Below are 17,054 nucleotides of genomic sequence, written 5' to 3'. Positions count from 1 at the left end.
AGGAGATATGTGCGTTTCACCGGATTTCGCACGCGTTCGTCTTACCCCTCGGACGCGCGGACCGGCGGACTTTCCATGAGGGTAGGACGGAGAAGCTGACACAGTCCCGGGGGAATGGCCCCCCGGAAACCCCGGTTGTCCCACCACGCAGGGTGAGGGGCCCCCAGGGCGGTAGGCTCGCACAGAGAAGCGGGATCAACCCTCCGTGACCGGCACCATCGAAGCGTCTGGTCCACAGCGACGTGGCCGACCCGGTCCCCTTCACGGGGTCACACTTCACTATGGAAGGAGCCCTGAGTCAGGGTGAGCACGACGCCGAACGTATTCGAGTGGACCGAACTGGATCAGAGGGCTGTGGACACCGCCCGGGTCCTGGCCATGGACGCCGTGCAGAAGGTGGGCAACGGCCACCCGGGCACGGCGATGTCCCTGGCCCCGGCGGCTTACGTCATCTTCCAGCGCTTCCTGCGCCACGACCCCACGGACCCGTCCTGGGTCGGCCGCGACCGCTTCGTGCTGTCCCCGGGGCACACCTCGCTGACGCTCTACACCCAGCTGTTCCTGTCCGGGTACGGGCTGTCGCTGGACGACCTCAAGGCCTTCCGGGTCGCCGGCAGCCGCACCCCGGGCCACCCGGAGCACGGCCACACCGCGGGCGTGGAGACCACCACCGGCCCGCTCGGCCAGGGCCTCGCGAACGCGGTCGGCATGGCGATGGCGGCCCGCTACGAGCGCGGCCTGTTCGACCCCGAGGCCCCGGCCGGCGAGTCGCCGTTCGACCACACCATCTGGGCCATCGTCTCCGACGGCGACCTGGAGGAGGGCATCTCCGCCGAGGCCTCCTCGCTGGCCGGCCACCAGAAGCTGGGCAACCTGGTCGCGCTCTACGACGACAACCACATCTCGATCGAGGGCGACACCGCGACCGCCTTCTCCGAGGACGTCCTGGCCCGCTACGAGGCGTACGGCTGGCACGTCCAGCGGATCACCCCGAAGGCCGACGGCGACGTGGACGTGTTCGCCCTCGCCGACGCGCTGGAGGCCGCCAGGGCCGAGACCGAGCGCCCGTCGATCATCGCGATGCGCACCATCATCGCCTGGCCGGCCCCGGACGCCCAGAACACCGCCAAGGCGCACGGCTCCGCGCTCGGCGACGCCGAGATCGCCGCCACCAAGAAGGTGCTCGGCTTCTCGCCGGAGAAGACCTTCGAGGTCTCCGAGGCGGTCCTCGACCACGCCCGGCACGTCATCCAGCGCGGCAAGGCCGCCCGCCAGCAGTGGGAGCAGGGCTTCCACGCCTGGCACGCCGCCAACCCGCAGCGCGCCGCCGACTTCGACCGGATCCAGATCGGCGAGCTCCCGGCCGGCTGGGAGAAGGCCGTCCCCTCCTTCCCGTCCGGCAAGGAGGTCGCCACCCGCAAGGCGTCCGGCGAGACCCTCAAGGCGCTCGGCGCGGTGATCCCGGAGCTGTGGGGCGGCTCGGCCGACCTCGCGGAGTCCAACCTCACCACCATCGACGAGGACAGCTCCTTCCTCCCCGAGGGCAACCCGCTGAAGTCCGCGAGCCCGTACGGCCGCACCATCCACTTCGGCATCCGCGAGCACGCCATGGGCTCCACCATGAACGGCATCGCCCTGCACGGCCGCACCCGCGTGTTCGGCGGCACCTTCCTGGTGTTCGCCGACTACATGCGCCCGGCCGTCCGGCTGGCCGCCCTGATGAAGCTGCCGGTCACCTACGTCTGGACGCACGACTCGATCGGCCTCGGCGAGGACGGCCCGACCCACCAGCCGGTCGAGCACCTGGCCTCGCTGCGCGCCATCCCGGGCCTGGCCATGGTCCGCCCGGCCGACGCCAACGAGACGGCCGTCGCCTGGCGCACCGTGCTGGAGCGGCACACCAGCCACCCCGGCCCGGTCGGCCTGGCGCTCACCCGGCAGAACGTGCCGACCTTCGACCGCGAGGTCTTCGGCTCCGCCGAGGGCACCGCGAAGGGCGGCTACGTGCTGGCCGAGGCGTCCGACGGCGCCCCGAAGGTGATCCTGATCGGCACCGGCTCCGAGGTCCAGCTGGCCGTCCAGGCCCGCGAGGCCCTGGAGGCCGACGGCGTCCCGACCCGCGTGGTGTCGATGCCCTCGATCGAGTGGTTCAACGAGCAGGACCAGGCCTACCGCGACAGCGTGCTGCCGCCGAACGTCCGGGCCCGCGTCTCGGTCGAGGCCGGCATCGCCCAGGGCTGGCGCGAACTGGTCGGCGACGCCGGCCGGATCATCAGCCTGGAGCACTTCGGCGCCTCCGCCGACTACAAGGTGCTCTTCCAGGAGTTCGGCCTGACCGCCGACGCGGTCGCGAACGCGGCCCGCGCCTCGCTCCGCACGGTCGAGGCCGTCTCCCGCTAGCAGTGCCGGCGCCGGGGTACCCGACCGCACATCGCGTACCCCGGCCCCGTCTGACGACCCCACACGAAGACGAAAAGAAACAAGAAGAGGACTGAGCACCATGACTGACGCACTGAAGCGCCTCAGCGACGAAGGCGTGGCGATCTGGCTGGACGACCTCAGCCGGGACCGGCTGAACAGCGGAAACCTGGCCGAGCTGGTGCAGAGCAAGCACGTGGTGGGGGTCACCACCAACCCGACCATCTTCCAGAAGGCCATCGGCGGCAGCAGCACCGCCTACGACAGCCAGCTCCGCGACCTCGCCGTCCGCAAGGTCACCACGGACGAGGCCCTGCGCATGATCACCACCAGTGACGTGCGGGACGCGGCCGACGTGCTGCGCCCGGTCTACGACGCCTCCAACGGCCGCGACGGCCGGGTGTCCATCGAGGTCGACCCGCGTCTGGCGCACGAGACCGCGCCGACCGTGGCCGAGGCCAAGCAGCTGTGGTGGCTGGTGGACCGCCCGAACGTGTTCATCAAGATTCCCGCCACCAAGGCCGGCCTGCCCGCCATCACCGAGGTGCTCGCCAAGGGCATCAGCGTCAACGTCACGCTGATCTTCTCGCTGGAGCGCTACCTCGCCGTCATGGACGCCTACCTCTCCGGTCTGGAGAAGGCCAAGGCCGCCGGCCTGGACCTGTCCTCGATCGAGTCGGTCGCCTCGTTCTTCGTCTCCCGCGTGGACACCGAGATCGACAAGCGCCTGGAGAAGATCGGCGGCGACGCCCGCGACCTGCGCTCCAAGGCCGCCCTGGCCAACGCCCGTCTCGCCTACCAGGCGTACGAGGAGGTGTTCGGCTCCGAGCGCTGGAAGGCCCTGGAGGCCGCCGGCGCCAAGCCGCAGCGCCCGCTCTGGGCCTCGACGGGTGTCAAGGACCCGTCGCTGCCCGACACCCTCTACGTCACCGAGCTGGTCGCCCCCGGCACCGTGAACACGATGCCCGAGGCCACCCTGGACGCCACCGACGACCACGGCGTGATCACCGGTGACACCATCACCGTCAACTACGCCGACGCCAAGTCCGTGATGGACGCCATCGCCGCCGCCGGCGTCGACTACGACGACGTCGTCCAGGTGCTGGAGGACGAGGGCGTGGAGAAGTTCGAGGCCTCCTGGAACGAGCTGCTGGACACCGTGACGGCGTCGCTGGCCTCGTTCGCCGACGAGAAGTGATCCTGCTCGCCGCCATCGCACTGGAAGCGGAGCCCACCACGTGAGCAACACACAGCCGTACCCGGATGTCGAGGGGGCGGAGGGCGAGCAGGGCGATCCCCCGCTCGCCCCCGTCAACCCGCTGCGTGACCCCGCCGACCGCCGGCTGCCGAGGATCGCCGGGCCGTCCGGCCTGGTGATCTTCGGCGTGACCGGTGACCTGTCGCGCAAGAAGCTGATGCCCGCCATCTACGACCTGGCCAACCGCGGCCTGCTGCCGCCCGGCTTCTCGCTGATCGGCTTCGCCCGGCGGGAGTGGGAGGACGAGGACTTCGCCAAGGAGGTCCACGACGCGGTCAAGCAGCACGCCCGGACCCCCTTCCGCGAGGAGGTCTGGCAGCAGCTCGCCAAGGGCATGCGGTTCGTCCAGGGCACCTTCGAGGACGACGACGCCTTCGACACCCTGCGCAAGACCATCGAGGACCTCGACGAGGCCCAGGGCACCGGCGGCAACTTCGCGTTCTACCTCTCGGTACCGCCCAAGGCCTTCCCGGTCGTGGTGCAGCAGCTCAAGAAGCACGGGCTGGCCGACCCGCCGGCCGGCTCCTGGCGCCGCGCGGTGATCGAGAAGCCGTTCGGCCACAACCTGGAGAGCGCCCAGGAGCTGAACCGGATCGTCCACGAGGTCTTCCCCCGGGACGAGGTCTTCCGGATCGACCACTACCTCGGCAAGGAGACCGTCCAGAACATCCTGGCGCTCCGCTTCGCCAACACCATGTTCGAGCCGATCTGGAACCGGTCCTACGTCGACCACGTGCAGATCACCATGGCGGAGGACATCGGCATCGGCGGCCGCGCCGGGTACTACGACGGCATCGGCTCGGCCCGGGACGTCATCCAGAACCACCTGCTCCAGCTGATGGCGCTCACCGCCATCGAGGAGCCGGCCTCGTTCCACCCCAAGGCCCTGGTCGCCGAGAAGCTCAAGGTGCTCAGCGCCGTCCAGCTCCCGGAGGACCTCGGCAAGCACACCGTGCGCGGCCAGTACGCGGCCGGCTGGCAGGGCGGCGAGGAGGTGCTCGGCTACCTGGAGGAGGACGGCATCAACCCCAAGTCCAAGACCGACACCTACGCCGCCATCAAGCTGGAGATCAACAACCGCCGCTGGGCGGGCGTCCCGTTCTACCTGCGCACCGGCAAGCGGCTCGGCCGGCGGGTCACCGAGATCGCGGTGGTCTTCCAGCGCGCCCCGTACCTGCCGTTCGACTCCTACGCCACCGAGGAACTGGGGCAGAACGCCCTGGTGATCCGGGTGCAGCCGGACGAGGGCGTCACGGTGCGGTTCGGCTCCAAGGTGCCCGGCACCTCCTTCGAGGTCCGCGACGTCACGATGGACTTCGCCTACGGCGAGTCCTTCACCGAGTCCAGCCCCGAGGCGTACGAGCGGCTCATCCTGGACGTCCTGCTCGGTGACGCCAACCTGTTCCCGCGCCACCAGGAGGTCGAACTCTCCTGGGGGATCCTCGACCCGATCGAGGAGTACTGGGACACCCACGGCAAGCCCGCCCAGTACTCGGCGGGGACCTGGGGACCGACCGAGGCGGACGAGATGCTCGCACGAGACGGCAGGAGCTGGCGGCGGCCATGAAGATCGACCTGACGAACACCACGTCCAGCAAGATCAACGCTTCGCTGATGGACGCACGCCGGGCCAGCGGCTCCACCGCCGCCGGCATGGTGCTCACCCTCGTCATCGTCACCGACGAGGGCAGCGCGTACGACGCGCTCAAGGCGGCCAACGACGCGTCCCGCGAGCACCCCTCGCGCATCCTCGCGGTCATCAAGCGCGCCGGGCGCTCGCCCCGGGCCCGCGCCGAGACCCGGCTGGACGCCGAGATCCTGGTCGGCGCCGACGCCGGCCCCGGCGAGACCGTCATCCTCCGGATGCACGGCGAACTCGCCCTGCACGCCCAGTCGGTGGTGCTGCCGCTGCTGCTGCCGGACGCCCCCGTGGTGGTCTGGTGGCCGGAGAACGCACCGAAGAACCCGGCCCAGGACCCGCTCGGCGCACTCGCCCAGCGCCGGATCACCGATGCCGTCACCGCCGAGTCGCCGGTCGCCCAGCTCGGCCAGCGCGCCGCCAGCTACACGCCCGGCGACACCGACCTGGCGTGGACCAGGATCACCGGCTGGCGCTCGATGCTGGCCGCCGCGCTGGACCAGCGGCCCGCCGCGATCACCTCCGCGGTGGTCGAGGGCGAGTCGTACAACCCCAGCGTGGAGCTGCTCGGCCTCTGGCTGGCCACCCGGCTGAAGGTCCCGGTGGAGCGGGTCGTCACGGCCGGCCCCGGGATCACCGCCGTCCGGCTGCGGGCCAAGGACGGCGACATCACCCTGGACCGCCCGGACGGGCTGCTGGGCACGCTCGCCATGCCCGGTGCGCCGGACCGCATGGTCGCGCTCAAGCGGCGGGACACCGCCGAGCTGATCGCGGAGGAGCTGCGCCGGCTCGACCCGGACGACATCTACGCCTCGGCGGTCCGCACGCCCGTCGACAAGCTGAAGGAGCCGTCCTCGGCCGACCGGCCCCCGGCGGAGCCGGTGGCCGCGGCGGCCGCGGCCCCGGCCCGGGTGACCGCCAAGGTGCCGGCCGCCGGCAAGGCGGCTCCGGCCGGGAAGGCAGCCCCGGCGAAGAAGGCCGTCGCCAAGAAGGCCGCACCGAAGAAGGCCGCGCCGCGCAGGCGGAGCGGCTCATGACCGGCACCGACCGGCAGCTCGTCGTCCACCGCGACAAGGAGCTGATGGCCCAGGCCACCGCTGCCCGGCTGATCACCCGGATCGTGGACGCCCAGTCCGCCCGCGGCACCGCCTCGGTGGTGCTCACCGGCGGCCGCAACGGCAACGCCCTGCTGGCCGCGATCGCCGCCTCCCCGGCGCGCGACGCGGTCGACTGGGCGCGGCTCGACCTCTGGTGGGGCGACGAGCGCTTCGTCCCCGCCACGGACCCGGACCGCAACGCCGTCCAGGCCCGGGACGAGCTGCTCGCCCGCGTCCCGCTCGACCCGGCGCGGGTGCACGAGATGCCCGCCTCGGACGGTGCCGACGGCGCCGACGTCGAGGCGGCCGCGGCCCGCTACGCCGAGGAGCTCGCCAAGGCGGCGGAGCCCGGACACTCCGTCCCGGCCTTCGACGTGCTGCTGCTCGGGGTCGGCCCGGACACCCACGTCGCCTCGCTCTTCCCCGGCCACCCCGGTGTCCGGGAGTGCGAGCTGACCGTGATCGGCGTCCGGGAGGCACCGAAGCCGCCGCCCACCCGGATCTCGCTGACCCTCCCGGCCATCCGGGCGGCCCGCGAGGTCTGGCTGCTCGCGGCGGGCGAGGACAAGGCCGACGCGGTCGCCCGCGCGCTCGGCGACCCCGGCGAGGACGAGGCCCCGGCCTCCGGCGCGTACGGCACCGAGCGCACCCTGTGGCTGCTCGACCGCACGGCCGCGGCCAAGACCAGGGCCGCGTAGGCGAACGACGAAGGGGCGGGTGGACGCGGTCGCGTCCACCCGCCCCTTCTCGGTCCGTCAGTCCGAGCGGCGGGCCCGCCAGAACAGGAAGCCCACCAGCGCGGCCGCCAGCACCAGACAGATCCCCGACTCGACGCCCTGCAGCGGCCAGTAGTCGGCGGCGGTGTGCAGGTCGGTGTACTCCCGGGCGCCGGTGACGGTGTCCGCGGCCTCGTACGACAGGTGCCGGCCGTCCGCCGTCACGAAGCCCCGGTCGAAGCTCCAGACGTCGTTGGGCAGTTCGGAGTTGGACACGAACCGGGTCTGGTACGGCACCAGGTAGGGCCGCACGCTCGCCAGGACGTACTGCGTGACGACCACGGCCCCGAAGGTGATCGCCATCGCGGGCACCACCCGGCGGGTCAGGCTGCCCACCGTCGCACCGATCGCCAGCGCGAGCAGCACGGTGGCCGCCAGCAGCGGGCCGCCGGAGACGATGAACGTGCTGCTGCACCAGGCCACGCCGGAGACGAAGTTGGCCGACGGCAGCCACATCCAGTGGAAGAGCCCCATCAGCGCGAGGGAGCCGGCCACCGCCACCGCGCCGGAGGTGGCGAGCTTGGCCACCAGCCACCGGGTGCGGCTCACGGACTGCCCGAGCACCAGCCGCCAGGTGCCGCTCTCGTACTCCTTGGACAGCAGCGGGCCGGCCACGAAGACGCCGACCGCGACCGGCAGCATCAGCAGCAGCGCGCCCACGCCGTGCAGGATCTCGGCGTACCGCGACCGGAAGGTGTCCACCGCGTGCTGGATGCCTTCCCCCTGGCAGGCCGGGTCCGTGGTGATCATCGCGCAGCCCGCGATGTGGTTGCTGTCGATGTACTCGGCCATGGCGCCGCGCAGGATCGGGAAGACCACCGCGGCGGCCACCACGGCGGCCAGCCAGAGCAGGATGGTCACACGCTGCTGACGCCACATCAACCACCAGATGCCGCGCGGCGCGAACCGGCCGGTGCGGGCGGGGCGGGTCGTGTCCACGGTGGTCATGCCGCCACCGTCCGATCGGCGGGCCGGGCCTCGGCGGTGAGCAGGGCGGGGACGCCGGGGGTGCGCAGGTGAGCCAGCAGGACTTCCTCCAGGGTGGGTTCGCCGGTCTCCCAGCCGTCCGGGGCGGGGCCGTCGGGTCGGACGAGTGCGGTGATCTGGCGGCCGGTGCGACGTATCTCGACCACCTGGGCGGGGTTCGGGGGCTGGGAGCCGTCGTCGCCGATCAGCAGCTGGTGGCCCTCGACGATCTCGTCGATGTCACCGGCCAGCAGGACTCCGCCGCCGGAGAGCAGGACCAGGTAGTCGCAGGAGTCCTCCAGCTCGGCGATGACGTGCGAGGACATCAGCACGGTGATGCCGCGCTCGGCCGCCTCGGCCATCAGCACACCCATCAGCTGGTGCCGGGCCAACGGGTCCAGGTCGGACATCGGCTCGTCGAGGATCAGCAGCTCGGGCAGCCGGCCGAGGGCCAGCGCCAGCGTGACCCGGGTGCGCTGGCCGCCGGAGAGCGAGCCGATCCGGGCGGACAGCGGGATGTCGCCCTGGGCCACCACCTCCTCGGCCTTGGCCTGGTGCCAGGAGGGGTTCAGCTCCCGGCCCAGGCGCAGGGTCTCGGCCACCGTGAAACCGGGGTACAGCGGCTTGTCCTGGGCGACGAACCCGATCCGGCCCCGGTCGGCCGCCTCACCGAGGGGTCGGCCGAGGACCTCGGCCATGCCCTCGGTGGGCGTGAGCAGGCCCGACACGATCGACATCAGGGTGCTCTTGCCGGCGCCGTTCGGCCCGACCAGGGCGCAGATCCGTCCGGCGGGGAGGCGGAAGGAGCAGTCCTTCAGCGCCCAGCCGCGCCGGTAGTGCTTGCCGAGGCCGGCCACCTCGAGTGCCGTGGGGCCGCTCTCGGCGGCCCCGGCGGGGTACAGCCCGTTCATTCGTTCCCCTCCCGTGCTTCGGCCGCGCCGGTGGGGCGGGCCGTGAACTCCTCGTCGAGCACCGAGACGACGAGCGCCTCGGCGTCGGCCCGGCCCAGGCCGGCGGCCCTGGCCCTGGCGGCCCAGTCCGCGAGCTCGGCGCGGAGCGGGGAGTCCGCACCGGCCTCCTCACGGGCGAGCGAGCGCAGGACGAAGGTGCCGAGGCCGGGCCTGGGCGCGACCAGGCCTCGCCGCTCCAGCTCGCGGTAGGCCTTGAGGACCGTGTTGGGGTTGACGGCCGTGGCGGCCACCACCTCCTTCGCGGTCGGCAGGCGGTCCCCGGGCTGGAGGACTCCGAGCCGCAACGCGTGCTCGGTCTGCTGGACGATCTGGAGATAGGTGGCGACACCGCTTCGGCGGTCGATCCGGTACCCGAGCACTTCCACCACCATTCCACTAAGTAGTTAGTGGAATGGTGGTGGAAGAGAGGCCCCGCCGTCAAACCGCGACGGCGGGGCCGGACCGGACGACCACGAAGAAGGGGCCGGGCCACTGGCCCGACCCCTTCTTACCTACACCTGACGTCTGCTCAGATCTCGCCCCGGAGCTTGGCCAGCGCCTCGGCGAGGATCGCCTCGCCGTCGGCGTCGGTACGACGCTCGCGGACGTAGGCGAGATGGGTCTTGTACGGCTCGTTGCGGGCCGGGGCCGGGGGGTTCTCCTCGTCCTGGCCTGCGGGGAAGCCGCAACGCGGACAGTCCCAGGTGTCCGGGATGGCCGCTTCGGCCGCGAAGCTGGGGCGCGTCTCGTGCCTGTTCGCGCACCAGAAGGAGATCCGGTTGCGGGGGGCGGACTCGCCGCGCTCCGCCTCGCCCATCGGGCCGGCGCCGACTCTGCTGCCTCGGATGGCGTTGCCACTTGCCACGGTCTGACTCCCTGCGTGCTGGTGCGATGCGACCTCGACCGATGCCCTGGATCCGGTCCGGACTGCGGCCGGTACCCACTGCCGCCCGGCCGCGGCGTGCGGACGGTGGCGAAGTCGTCCTAGTGTAAGCGGGAGTTAAGGATCTGCCACCACCGCCTCCGCCACCGGGCCTCATCAGGATAGGCGGCGGAACGACCCCTCGTCAGATCCGTGGTGAAGGCGACTCAGTTCTTGTACTTGAGCACCAGGCCGAGCACCACGATGCACACGAACCAGCCAAGGCCCACCAGGATGGTGATCCGGTCGAGGTTGCGCTCGGCCACCGCGGACCCGCCGCCGGTCGACATCGCGCCACCGCCGAACATGTCGGACAGGCCGCCGCCCTTCCCCTTGTGCAGCAGCACCAGGAGGATCATCAGCAGACTCAGGATGATCAGGGCAATCGAGAACCCGAGAACCACGACGGGACCAACTCTCTCGTATCTTCGGCGAAGGGGCCGGGCCGCGTGAAAGCGGTCCGGCCCCAAAGCCTACGTTGCTGCGGCGGCGTTAGCCTACTGCCTGCTCACGGTACCGCACGATCTTGACGAACTCGTCGGCGTCCAGGGAGGCACCGCCGATCAGGGCACCGTCCACGTCCGGCTTGGCCATCAGGCCGGCCGCGCTGGAGGACTTGACCGAGCCGCCGTACAGCACCCGGACCTTGTCGGCCAGCTCGGCGGTGTACAGCTCGGCCAGCCGGACCCGGATCGCGGCGCAGACCTCCTGGGCGTCCTCGGGGGTCGCCACCTCGCCGGTGCCGATCGCCCACACCGGCTCGTACGCCACCACGATGGACTCGGCGTCCGTGGCGGACACGCCGTCGAGGGCGCCGTCCAGCTGGGTCAGCGTGTACGCGACGTGGGTGCCGGCCTTGCGGATCTCCAGCGGCTCGCCGACGCACAGGATCGGCGTGATGCCGTTGCGGTAGGCCGCCTTCACCTTGGCGTTGACGATCGTCTCGTTCTCGCCGTGGTACTGCCGGCGCTCGGAGTGGCCGATCGCCGCGTAGGCGCACTTGAGCTTGGCCAGCATCGGGCCGGAGATCTCGCCGGTGTAGGCACCGGAGTCGTGCGCCGAGATGTCCTGCGAGCCGTACTTGACCTTCAGCTTGTCGCCGTCGACCAGGGTCTGCACCGAGCGCAGGTCGGTGAACGGGACCAGGACCGCGACCTCGACGGCCTCGTAGTCCTTGTCGGCCAGCGCGAACGCCAGCTTCTGGGTGTGCTGGATGGCCTCGAGGTGGTTGAGGTTCATCTTCCAGTTGCCCGCCATCAGCGGGAGACGCGTGGTCATACGATCAGCCTTCCAGTGCGGCAAGACCGGGGAGGGTCTTGCCCTCCAGGTACTCGAGGCTTGCGCCACCGCCGGTCGAGATGTGCCCGAACTCGTTCTCGTCGAAGCCCAGGATGCGGACGGCCGCGGCGGAGTCGCCGCCACCGACCACGGTGAAAGCGGAGCCGTCGAGCAGTGCCTGCGCGACGGCCTTGGTGCCCTCGGCGAAGGTCGGGTGCTCGAAGACACCGACCGGGCCGTTCCAGAACACGGTCTTCGCGTCGGCCAGCTTGGCGGCGAACAGCTCCTGGGTCTTCGGGCCGATGTCCAGGCCCTCCTTGTCCGCGGGGATCCTGTCCGCGTCGACGACCTCGAAGTCCTCGACCGGCGCGTGCGTCTTGGTGTCCGGGAAGTCCGCGGAGACCGCGACGTCGACCGGGACCACGAACTCGACGTTGTTCTTCTTCGCCCGCTCCAGGTACTCCAGGACGACCGGGATCTGGTCCTTCTGCAGCAGCGACTTGCCGACCTCGTGCCCCTGGGCCGCGAGGAAGGTGTAGGCCATGCCGCCGCCGATCAGGATCCGGTCGGCCTTGCCCAGCAGGTTGTCGATCACGCCGACCTTGTCGGAGACCTTGGAGCCGCCGAGCACGACGACGTACGGGCGCTCGACCTCCTCGGTGAGGCGCTTGAGCACCGCCACCTCGGTCGCGATCAGGTCGCCGACCGCGCTCGGCAGCCGGGCCGGCAGGTCGTAGACCGAGGCGTGCTTGCGGTGCACCGCACCGAAGCCGTCGCCGACGTAGAGGTCGGCGAGCGAGGCCAGCTCGTCGGCGAAGGCGCCGCGCTCGGCGTCGTCCTTCGCCGTCTCGCCGGCGTTGAACCGCAGGTTCTCGAGCAGCGTGACCTCGCCGTCGGCCAGGGCGGCGACGGTGGCCTTCGCGCTCTCGCCCACGGTGTCGGCGGCGAAGCTCACCGACACGCCGAGGATCTCACCGAGGCGGACGGCCACCGGCGCGAGGGAGAACTGGGGCTTGGGCTCGCCGTCGGGGCGGCCCAGGTGGGAGGCGACGACCACCTTCGCGCCGGCCTGCACCAGCTTGGCGATGGTCGGGGCGACGGCACGGATCCGGCCGTCGTCGGTGATCCTGCCGTCGGACAGGGGCACGTTGAGGTCGGCGCGGACGAACACGCGCTTACCGGTGACCTCAAGGTCTTCGATGGTCTTCACGGTCTTCGTATCTCCCGGGGGAAGGTGCACAGGACAGCGGCACTGCGGCGGGCCGCAAGATCGAGTGAGGGTGCGGTGCGCAGAGGCAGGGCCCGGATGGCTGAAGTGCCGTCCGGGCCCTGCCCCTTACATCACGTCAGCGCCCGCTGAGGTCAGAGCTGGCCGCCGACGAGGGTGGTCAGGTTGACGAGGCGGTTGGAGTAGCCCCACTCGTTGTCGTACCAGCCGAAGACCTTGACCTGGTTGCCCTGGACCATGGTCATCAGGGAGTCGAAGATCGTGGAGAACGGCGAGTTCACGATGTCGGAGGAGACGATCGGGTCCTCGGTGTACTCCAGGATGCCCTTGAGCGAGCCCTCGGACGCCTTCTGGAAGGCCGCGTTGACCTCCTCGACGGTGACCTCGCGCTCCAGGGTGACGACCAGGTCGGTGATCGAACCGGTCGGGACCGGGACGCGCAGCGAGGTGCCGTCCAGCTTGCCCTTGAGCTCCGGCAGGACCAGCGCGGTGGCCTTGGCGGCACCGGTCGAGGTCGGGATGATGTTCAGCGACGCGGCCCGGGCGCGACGCAGGTCCTTGTGCGGGAAGTCCAGCGTGACCTGGTCGTTGGTGAACGCGTGCACCGTGGTCATCAGACCCTTGACGATGCCGAAGTTCTCGTTCAGCACCTTCGCCAGCGGCGCCACGCAGTTGGTGGTGCAGGAGGCGTTGGAGATGACGGTGTGGTTCGCCGCGTCGTACTTGTCGTCGTTGACGCCCATCACGATGGTGACGTCCTCGTCGGTGGCGGGCGCCGAGATGATGACCTTCTTGGCACCGGCCGTGACGTGCTTCTTGGCCTGGTCGGCCTTGGTGAAGATACCGGTGGACTCGATCACGATGTCCACGCCCAGGTCGCCCCAGGGCAGGCTGGCCGGGTCGCGCTCGGCGATGACCTTGAAGGTCTTGCCGTCGACCGTGATGCTGTCGGCGGTGTGGGACACCTCGGCCTGCAGGGTGCCCAGGATCGAGTCGTACTTGAGCAGGTGCGCCAGGGTCTTGGTGTCGGTCAGGTCGTTGACACCGACGATTTCGATGTCCGCGCCCTGGGCCCGAACCGCACGGAAGAAGTTCCGGCCGATGCGGCCGAATCCGTTGATGCCTACCCGGATCGTCACGAACCGATCTCCTTGTTAGGTACGCCGGACCTAGCCCGACGGGGGTGGAAATGGGATGTCCCCGACCAGGACTGACCCTACCCCTCCGACGGCGGGCGCGGCACATCGCCTCACCGTGGTGGCCTTGGTGCGACAGGCCTGCGAGGGGGCCCCGGAGACCGCAGCGCCCGGTGGGGCAGGGGAGTTGGACCCGCGGGCCGCGGAGCCGTCGACCCCGGCCGGGGGCGACCCGGCAGGCCCGGGCACCGGGGGGCGGTTCGGACACGGAAAGGCCGGCGTCCGCGATGCGAGACGCCGGCCGTCCGACAGGTGGTTCAGACCACCGGGGGCACCGCTCAGCTGAGCGCCATCTCCTCGGTCAGGTTGGCCTCGGTGTTGGGCAGGCCCAGCTCGGCCGCCCGCTTGTCGGCCATCGCCAGCAGGCGGCGGATCCGCCCGGCCACCGCGTCCTTGGTGAGCGGCGGGTCGGCGAGCGCGCCGAGCTCCTCCAGCGAGGCCTGCTTGTGCTGCATCCGCAGCTGGCCGGCGGCCGCCAGGTGCTCGGGCACCTCCTCGCCGAGGATCTCCAGCGCCCGCTGCACCCGGGCCCCGGCCGCGACGGCCGCCCGGGCCGAGCGGCGCAGGTTGGCGTCGTCGAAGTTGGCCAGCCGGTTCGCGGTGGCCCGGACCTCGCGCCGCATCCGGCGCTCCTCCCAGGCCAGCACCGACTCGTGCGCGCCCAGCCGGGTGAGCAGGGCGCCGATCGCGTCGCCGTCCCGGATCACCACCCGGTCGACCCCGCGCACCTCGCGGGCCTTCGCCGGGATGCCCAGCCTGCGGGCCGCGCCGACCAGGGCCAGCGCCGCCTCCGAACCGGGGCAGGTGATCTCCAGGGAGGAGGACCTGCCGGGTTCGGTCAGCGAGCCGTGCGCCAGGAAGGCGCCGCGCCAGGCCGCCTCCGCGTCACAGGTCGCCCCGGAGACCACCGCCGGGGGCAGACCCCGGATGGGCCTCCCCCTGCCGTCCACCAGCCCGGTCTGCCGAGCCAGCAGTTCGCCGTCCTTCACCACCCGCACCACGTACCGGCTGCCGCGGCGAAGGCCGCCGGGGGCCATCACCACCAGATCCGAGGAGTGCCCGAAGATCTCCAGCAGGTCCTTGCGCAGCCGCCGCGCCGCCTGGCCGGTGTCCAGCTCCGCCTCGATCACGATGCGACCGCTCACAATGTGCAGTCCGCCCGCGAAACGCAGGATCGCCGAGACCTCCGCCTTGCGGCAGCAGGCACGGGTGACGGGGAGCCGGCTGATTTCATCCTTGACCGCTGCCGTCATCGCCATGGGCCGATCCTTCCATGTGTCCGGAAAATCCGGTCGTACGCAGCCGCCAAGAGCTCCGGGTCGTGTCGCGGCGAACCGTCACCGTGTGCGACCCGGTCGAGCACCAGTGCGGCGCCCATCCGCTCGGCGGCCTTCTCCAGCCCGGCCAGGTCGGCCTGCCCGAAGGCGCCGCCGGTGACCGCGCGCTCGTCCACCAGGATGGCATCGACCGCCAGATCGGGGGCGTGGTCGGCTATCACCTCCAGGTGGCGCTGCGGGGTGAAGCCCTCGGTCTCGCCCGGCTGCGGCGCCAGGTTGAGCGTGAGCAGGCGGCGGGCCCGGGTCTCCACGAGGGCCTTGGCGAGCTCGGGCACCAGCAGGTGCGGCAGCACGCTGGTGAACCAGGAGCCGGGGCCGAGCACCACCCAGTCCGCCTCCAGCACCGCGGAGACCGCCTCCGGGACGGCCGGCGGGCCGTCCGGCAGCAGGCTGATGGAGAGCACGGTGCCGGGGGTGACGGCCACGTTGGCCTGGCCGCGGACGGCGGTGACCGCCGTGGGGTCGGCCGGGTCGTGGCCGCGCACCTGGGCCTCGATGTCCAGCGGGACGGCCGACATCGGCAGCACCCGGCCCTGCACGTTGAGCAGCCGGCCGACCCAGTTGAGCGCCTCGACCGGGTCGCCGAGCTTCTCCCACAGCGCGACGATCAGCAGGTTGCCGACCGCGTGGCCGCCCAGCCCGCCGTTGCCGGTGAACCGCTGCTGGATCACCTCGGACCAGGTCCGGCCCCACTCGTCGTCCCCGCACAGCGCGGCCAGCGCCTTGCGCAGGTCGCCCGGCGGCAGCACGCCCAGCTCGGTGCGCAGCCGGCCGCTGGAGCCACCGTCGTCCGCGACCGTGACCACGGCCGTCAGCTCGTTGGTGAGCCGGCGCAGCGCGGAGAGCGAGGCGGACAGGCCCTGCCCGCCGCCGAGCGCGGTGATTCTGGGCGCACCCGGGCGGGGCTTCTGGCCGGACTGGGCGGGGCCGGTCGCCTGGGCCCGCTCGGAAGGCCTGTGCTGGAGCTGCCGCGCTGGCGAGTATCCCGTCACACCGACCCCATGTTCCTGTCTCATGCTCCTGTGAGCGACGGACGGGGCGCTGCTGTCACTCCCGGCCGGTCACTCCCTGCCCATGTCGCGGTGGACGAGCACCGTCTCCACACCGTCCGCGATCAGACGCTTGGTCAGCCGCTCCGACATGGCGACACTGCGGTGCTTGCCACCGGTGCAGCCTACGGCAAGAGTCATGTAGCGCTTTCCCTCACGACGGTAGCCCTCCGTGATGATCCGCAACAGCTCGGTGTAGCCGTCCAGGAACTCCTGGGCGCCCGACTGCTTGAAGACGTACTCGGCCACGTCGGGGTCGGTGCCGGTGCGGGCCCGCAGCTCGGGGACCCAGTGCGGATTGGGCAGGAACCGGCAGTCGACCACCAGGTCGGCGTCGACCGGCAGGCCGTACTTGAAGCCGAAGGACATCACGGTGGCCCGCAGCTGTGGCTCGTCGTGGTCGGCGAACTGGGCGTCCAGCTTGGCGCGCAGCTGGTGGACGTTGAGGTTGGAGGTGTCGATCACCAGGTCGGCCTCGCCGCGCAGCTCGCGCAGCAGGTCGCGCTCGCGCTCGATGCCGTCCACGATCCGGCCGTCGGCCTGCAGCGGGTGCGGGCGGCGGACCGACTCGAAGCGGCGCACCAGGGCGTCGTCCGAGGATTCCAGGAAGACCACCCGGAGCCGGACACCGCGCTTCTCCAGCTCCTCCAGGGAGGTCAACAGGTCGTCGAAGAACGTCCGGCCCCGGACGTCCACCACGGCGCCGATCCTGGGCACGGCGCCCTGGGAGCGGGCGCCGAGGTCGACCATGGTCGGGATGAGGGCCGGCGGCAGGTTGTCCACCACGAACCAGCCCAGGTCCTCCAGGCACTTCGCGGCGGTGCTACGGCCCGCCCCCGACATGCCGGAGATGATCACCAGCTCCGGGGCGGCGTCGCCCGCACTGGACACAGTCACTTCGGTTCCCCGCTCTCGGTGGTTCTGCTGTGGAGAACGCGCC

The 17,054-nt window shown here is 71.4% G+C and carries 16 protein-coding genes; 5 read left to right on the top strand and 11 right to left on the bottom strand.

Features of this window, described 5'->3' with window-relative positions; genetic code table 11:
• The first annotated feature begins 303 nt into the window (after positions 1–303).
• From tkt to pgl, 5 genes are all read left to right on the top strand, one after another.
• Positions 304–2,400 carry a transketolase gene (gene tkt / locus OG871_RS26245; protein ID WP_371499857.1) on the top strand — a complete coding sequence of 699 codons (2,097 nt, stop codon included), beginning with the start codon at positions 304–306 and terminating at the stop codon, positions 2,398–2,400.
• A 100-nt stretch (positions 2,401–2,500) separates the two neighbouring features.
• Positions 2,501–3,616, top strand: a complete 1,116-nt coding sequence (gene tal / locus OG871_RS26240) for a transaldolase (RefSeq protein WP_371499855.1) — start codon at positions 2,501–2,503, stop codon at positions 3,614–3,616.
• A 121-nt stretch (positions 3,617–3,737) separates the two neighbouring features.
• Positions 3,738–5,243, top strand: coding sequence for a glucose-6-phosphate dehydrogenase (gene zwf / locus OG871_RS26235; RefSeq protein ID WP_371503430.1), 1,506 nt, complete (start codon positions 3,738–3,740; stop codon positions 5,241–5,243).
• On the top strand, positions 5,240–6,352 hold the full coding sequence (opcA, locus tag OG871_RS26230; RefSeq protein ID WP_371499854.1) for a glucose-6-phosphate dehydrogenase assembly protein OpcA: 1,113 nt from the start codon (positions 5,240–5,242) through the stop codon (positions 6,350–6,352). The genes zwf and opcA overlap by 4 nt, the downstream gene beginning before the upstream one ends.
• A complete protein-coding gene (pgl, locus tag OG871_RS26225) occupies positions 6,349–7,110 on the top strand; it encodes a 6-phosphogluconolactonase (RefSeq protein WP_371499852.1) in 762 nt (253 codons plus the stop codon). The genes opcA and pgl overlap by 4 nt, the downstream gene beginning before the upstream one ends.
• A gap of 57 nt (positions 7,111–7,167) precedes the next feature.
• Here pgl and OG871_RS26220 read toward each other — a convergent pair whose 3' ends face one another.
• The 11 genes from OG871_RS26220 to rapZ form a co-directional block, all read right to left on the bottom strand.
• A complete protein-coding gene (locus tag OG871_RS26220) occupies positions 7,168–8,136 on the bottom strand; it encodes an ABC transporter permease subunit (protein ID WP_371499851.1) in 969 nt (322 codons plus the stop codon).
• The gene (locus tag OG871_RS26215) at positions 8,133–9,065 is read right to left on the bottom strand and encodes an ABC transporter ATP-binding protein (RefSeq protein WP_371499849.1); all 933 of its coding nucleotides are present in this window, start codon (positions 9,063–9,065) and stop codon (positions 8,133–8,135) included. Before OG871_RS26215 ends, OG871_RS26220 begins: the two co-directional genes overlap by 4 nt.
• Positions 9,062–9,496 carry a GntR family transcriptional regulator gene (locus OG871_RS26210; RefSeq protein WP_371499847.1) on the bottom strand — a complete coding sequence of 145 codons (435 nt, stop codon included), beginning with the start codon at positions 9,494–9,496 and terminating at the stop codon, positions 9,062–9,064. The genes OG871_RS26215 and OG871_RS26210 overlap by 4 nt, the downstream gene beginning before the upstream one ends.
• A gap of 137 nt (positions 9,497–9,633) precedes the next feature.
• Positions 9,634–9,969, bottom strand: a complete 336-nt coding sequence (locus tag OG871_RS26205) for an RNA polymerase-binding protein RbpA (RefSeq protein WP_371499845.1) — start codon at positions 9,967–9,969, stop codon at positions 9,634–9,636.
• Positions 9,970–10,193: 224 nt separating this feature from the next.
• The gene (gene secG / locus OG871_RS26200) at positions 10,194–10,430 is read right to left on the bottom strand and encodes a preprotein translocase subunit SecG (protein ID WP_371499843.1); all 237 of its coding nucleotides are present in this window, start codon (positions 10,428–10,430) and stop codon (positions 10,194–10,196) included.
• Between the two features lie 88 nt (positions 10,431–10,518).
• Positions 10,519–11,304, bottom strand: a complete 786-nt coding sequence (gene tpiA / locus OG871_RS26195) for a triose-phosphate isomerase (protein ID WP_371499841.1) — start codon at positions 11,302–11,304, stop codon at positions 10,519–10,521.
• 4 nt (positions 11,305–11,308) lie between these two features.
• Positions 11,309–12,514 (bottom strand): phosphoglycerate kinase, encoded by a 1,206-nt coding sequence (gene pgk, locus OG871_RS26190; RefSeq protein WP_371499839.1) that lies wholly within the window; start codon positions 12,512–12,514, stop codon positions 11,309–11,311.
• A 152-nt stretch (positions 12,515–12,666) separates the two neighbouring features.
• A complete protein-coding gene (gene gap / locus OG871_RS26185; protein WP_371499837.1) occupies positions 12,667–13,671 on the bottom strand; it encodes a type I glyceraldehyde-3-phosphate dehydrogenase in 1,005 nt (334 codons plus the stop codon).
• 335 nt (positions 13,672–14,006) lie between these two features.
• A complete protein-coding gene (gene whiA, locus OG871_RS26180) occupies positions 14,007–14,987 on the bottom strand; it encodes a DNA-binding protein WhiA (protein WP_371499835.1) in 981 nt (326 codons plus the stop codon).
• Positions 14,978–16,081 (bottom strand): uridine diphosphate-N-acetylglucosamine-binding protein YvcK, encoded by a 1,104-nt coding sequence (yvcK, locus tag OG871_RS26175; RefSeq protein ID WP_371499833.1) that lies wholly within the window; start codon positions 16,079–16,081, stop codon positions 14,978–14,980. Before yvcK ends, whiA begins: the two co-directional genes overlap by 10 nt.
• 45 nt (positions 16,082–16,126) lie before the next feature.
• Positions 16,127–17,005 carry an RNase adapter RapZ gene (gene rapZ / locus OG871_RS26170; RefSeq protein ID WP_371503429.1) on the bottom strand — a complete coding sequence of 293 codons (879 nt, stop codon included), beginning with the start codon at positions 17,003–17,005 and terminating at the stop codon, positions 16,127–16,129.
• Between the last annotated feature and the right edge of the window lie 49 nt (positions 17,006–17,054).

It is taken from the genome of Kitasatospora sp. NBC_00374 (genome assembly GCF_041434935.1).
Classification (GTDB): domain Bacteria; phylum Actinomycetota; class Actinomycetes; order Streptomycetales; family Streptomycetaceae; genus Kitasatospora.
This window is presented reverse-complemented; position numbering and strand designations above follow the sequence as displayed.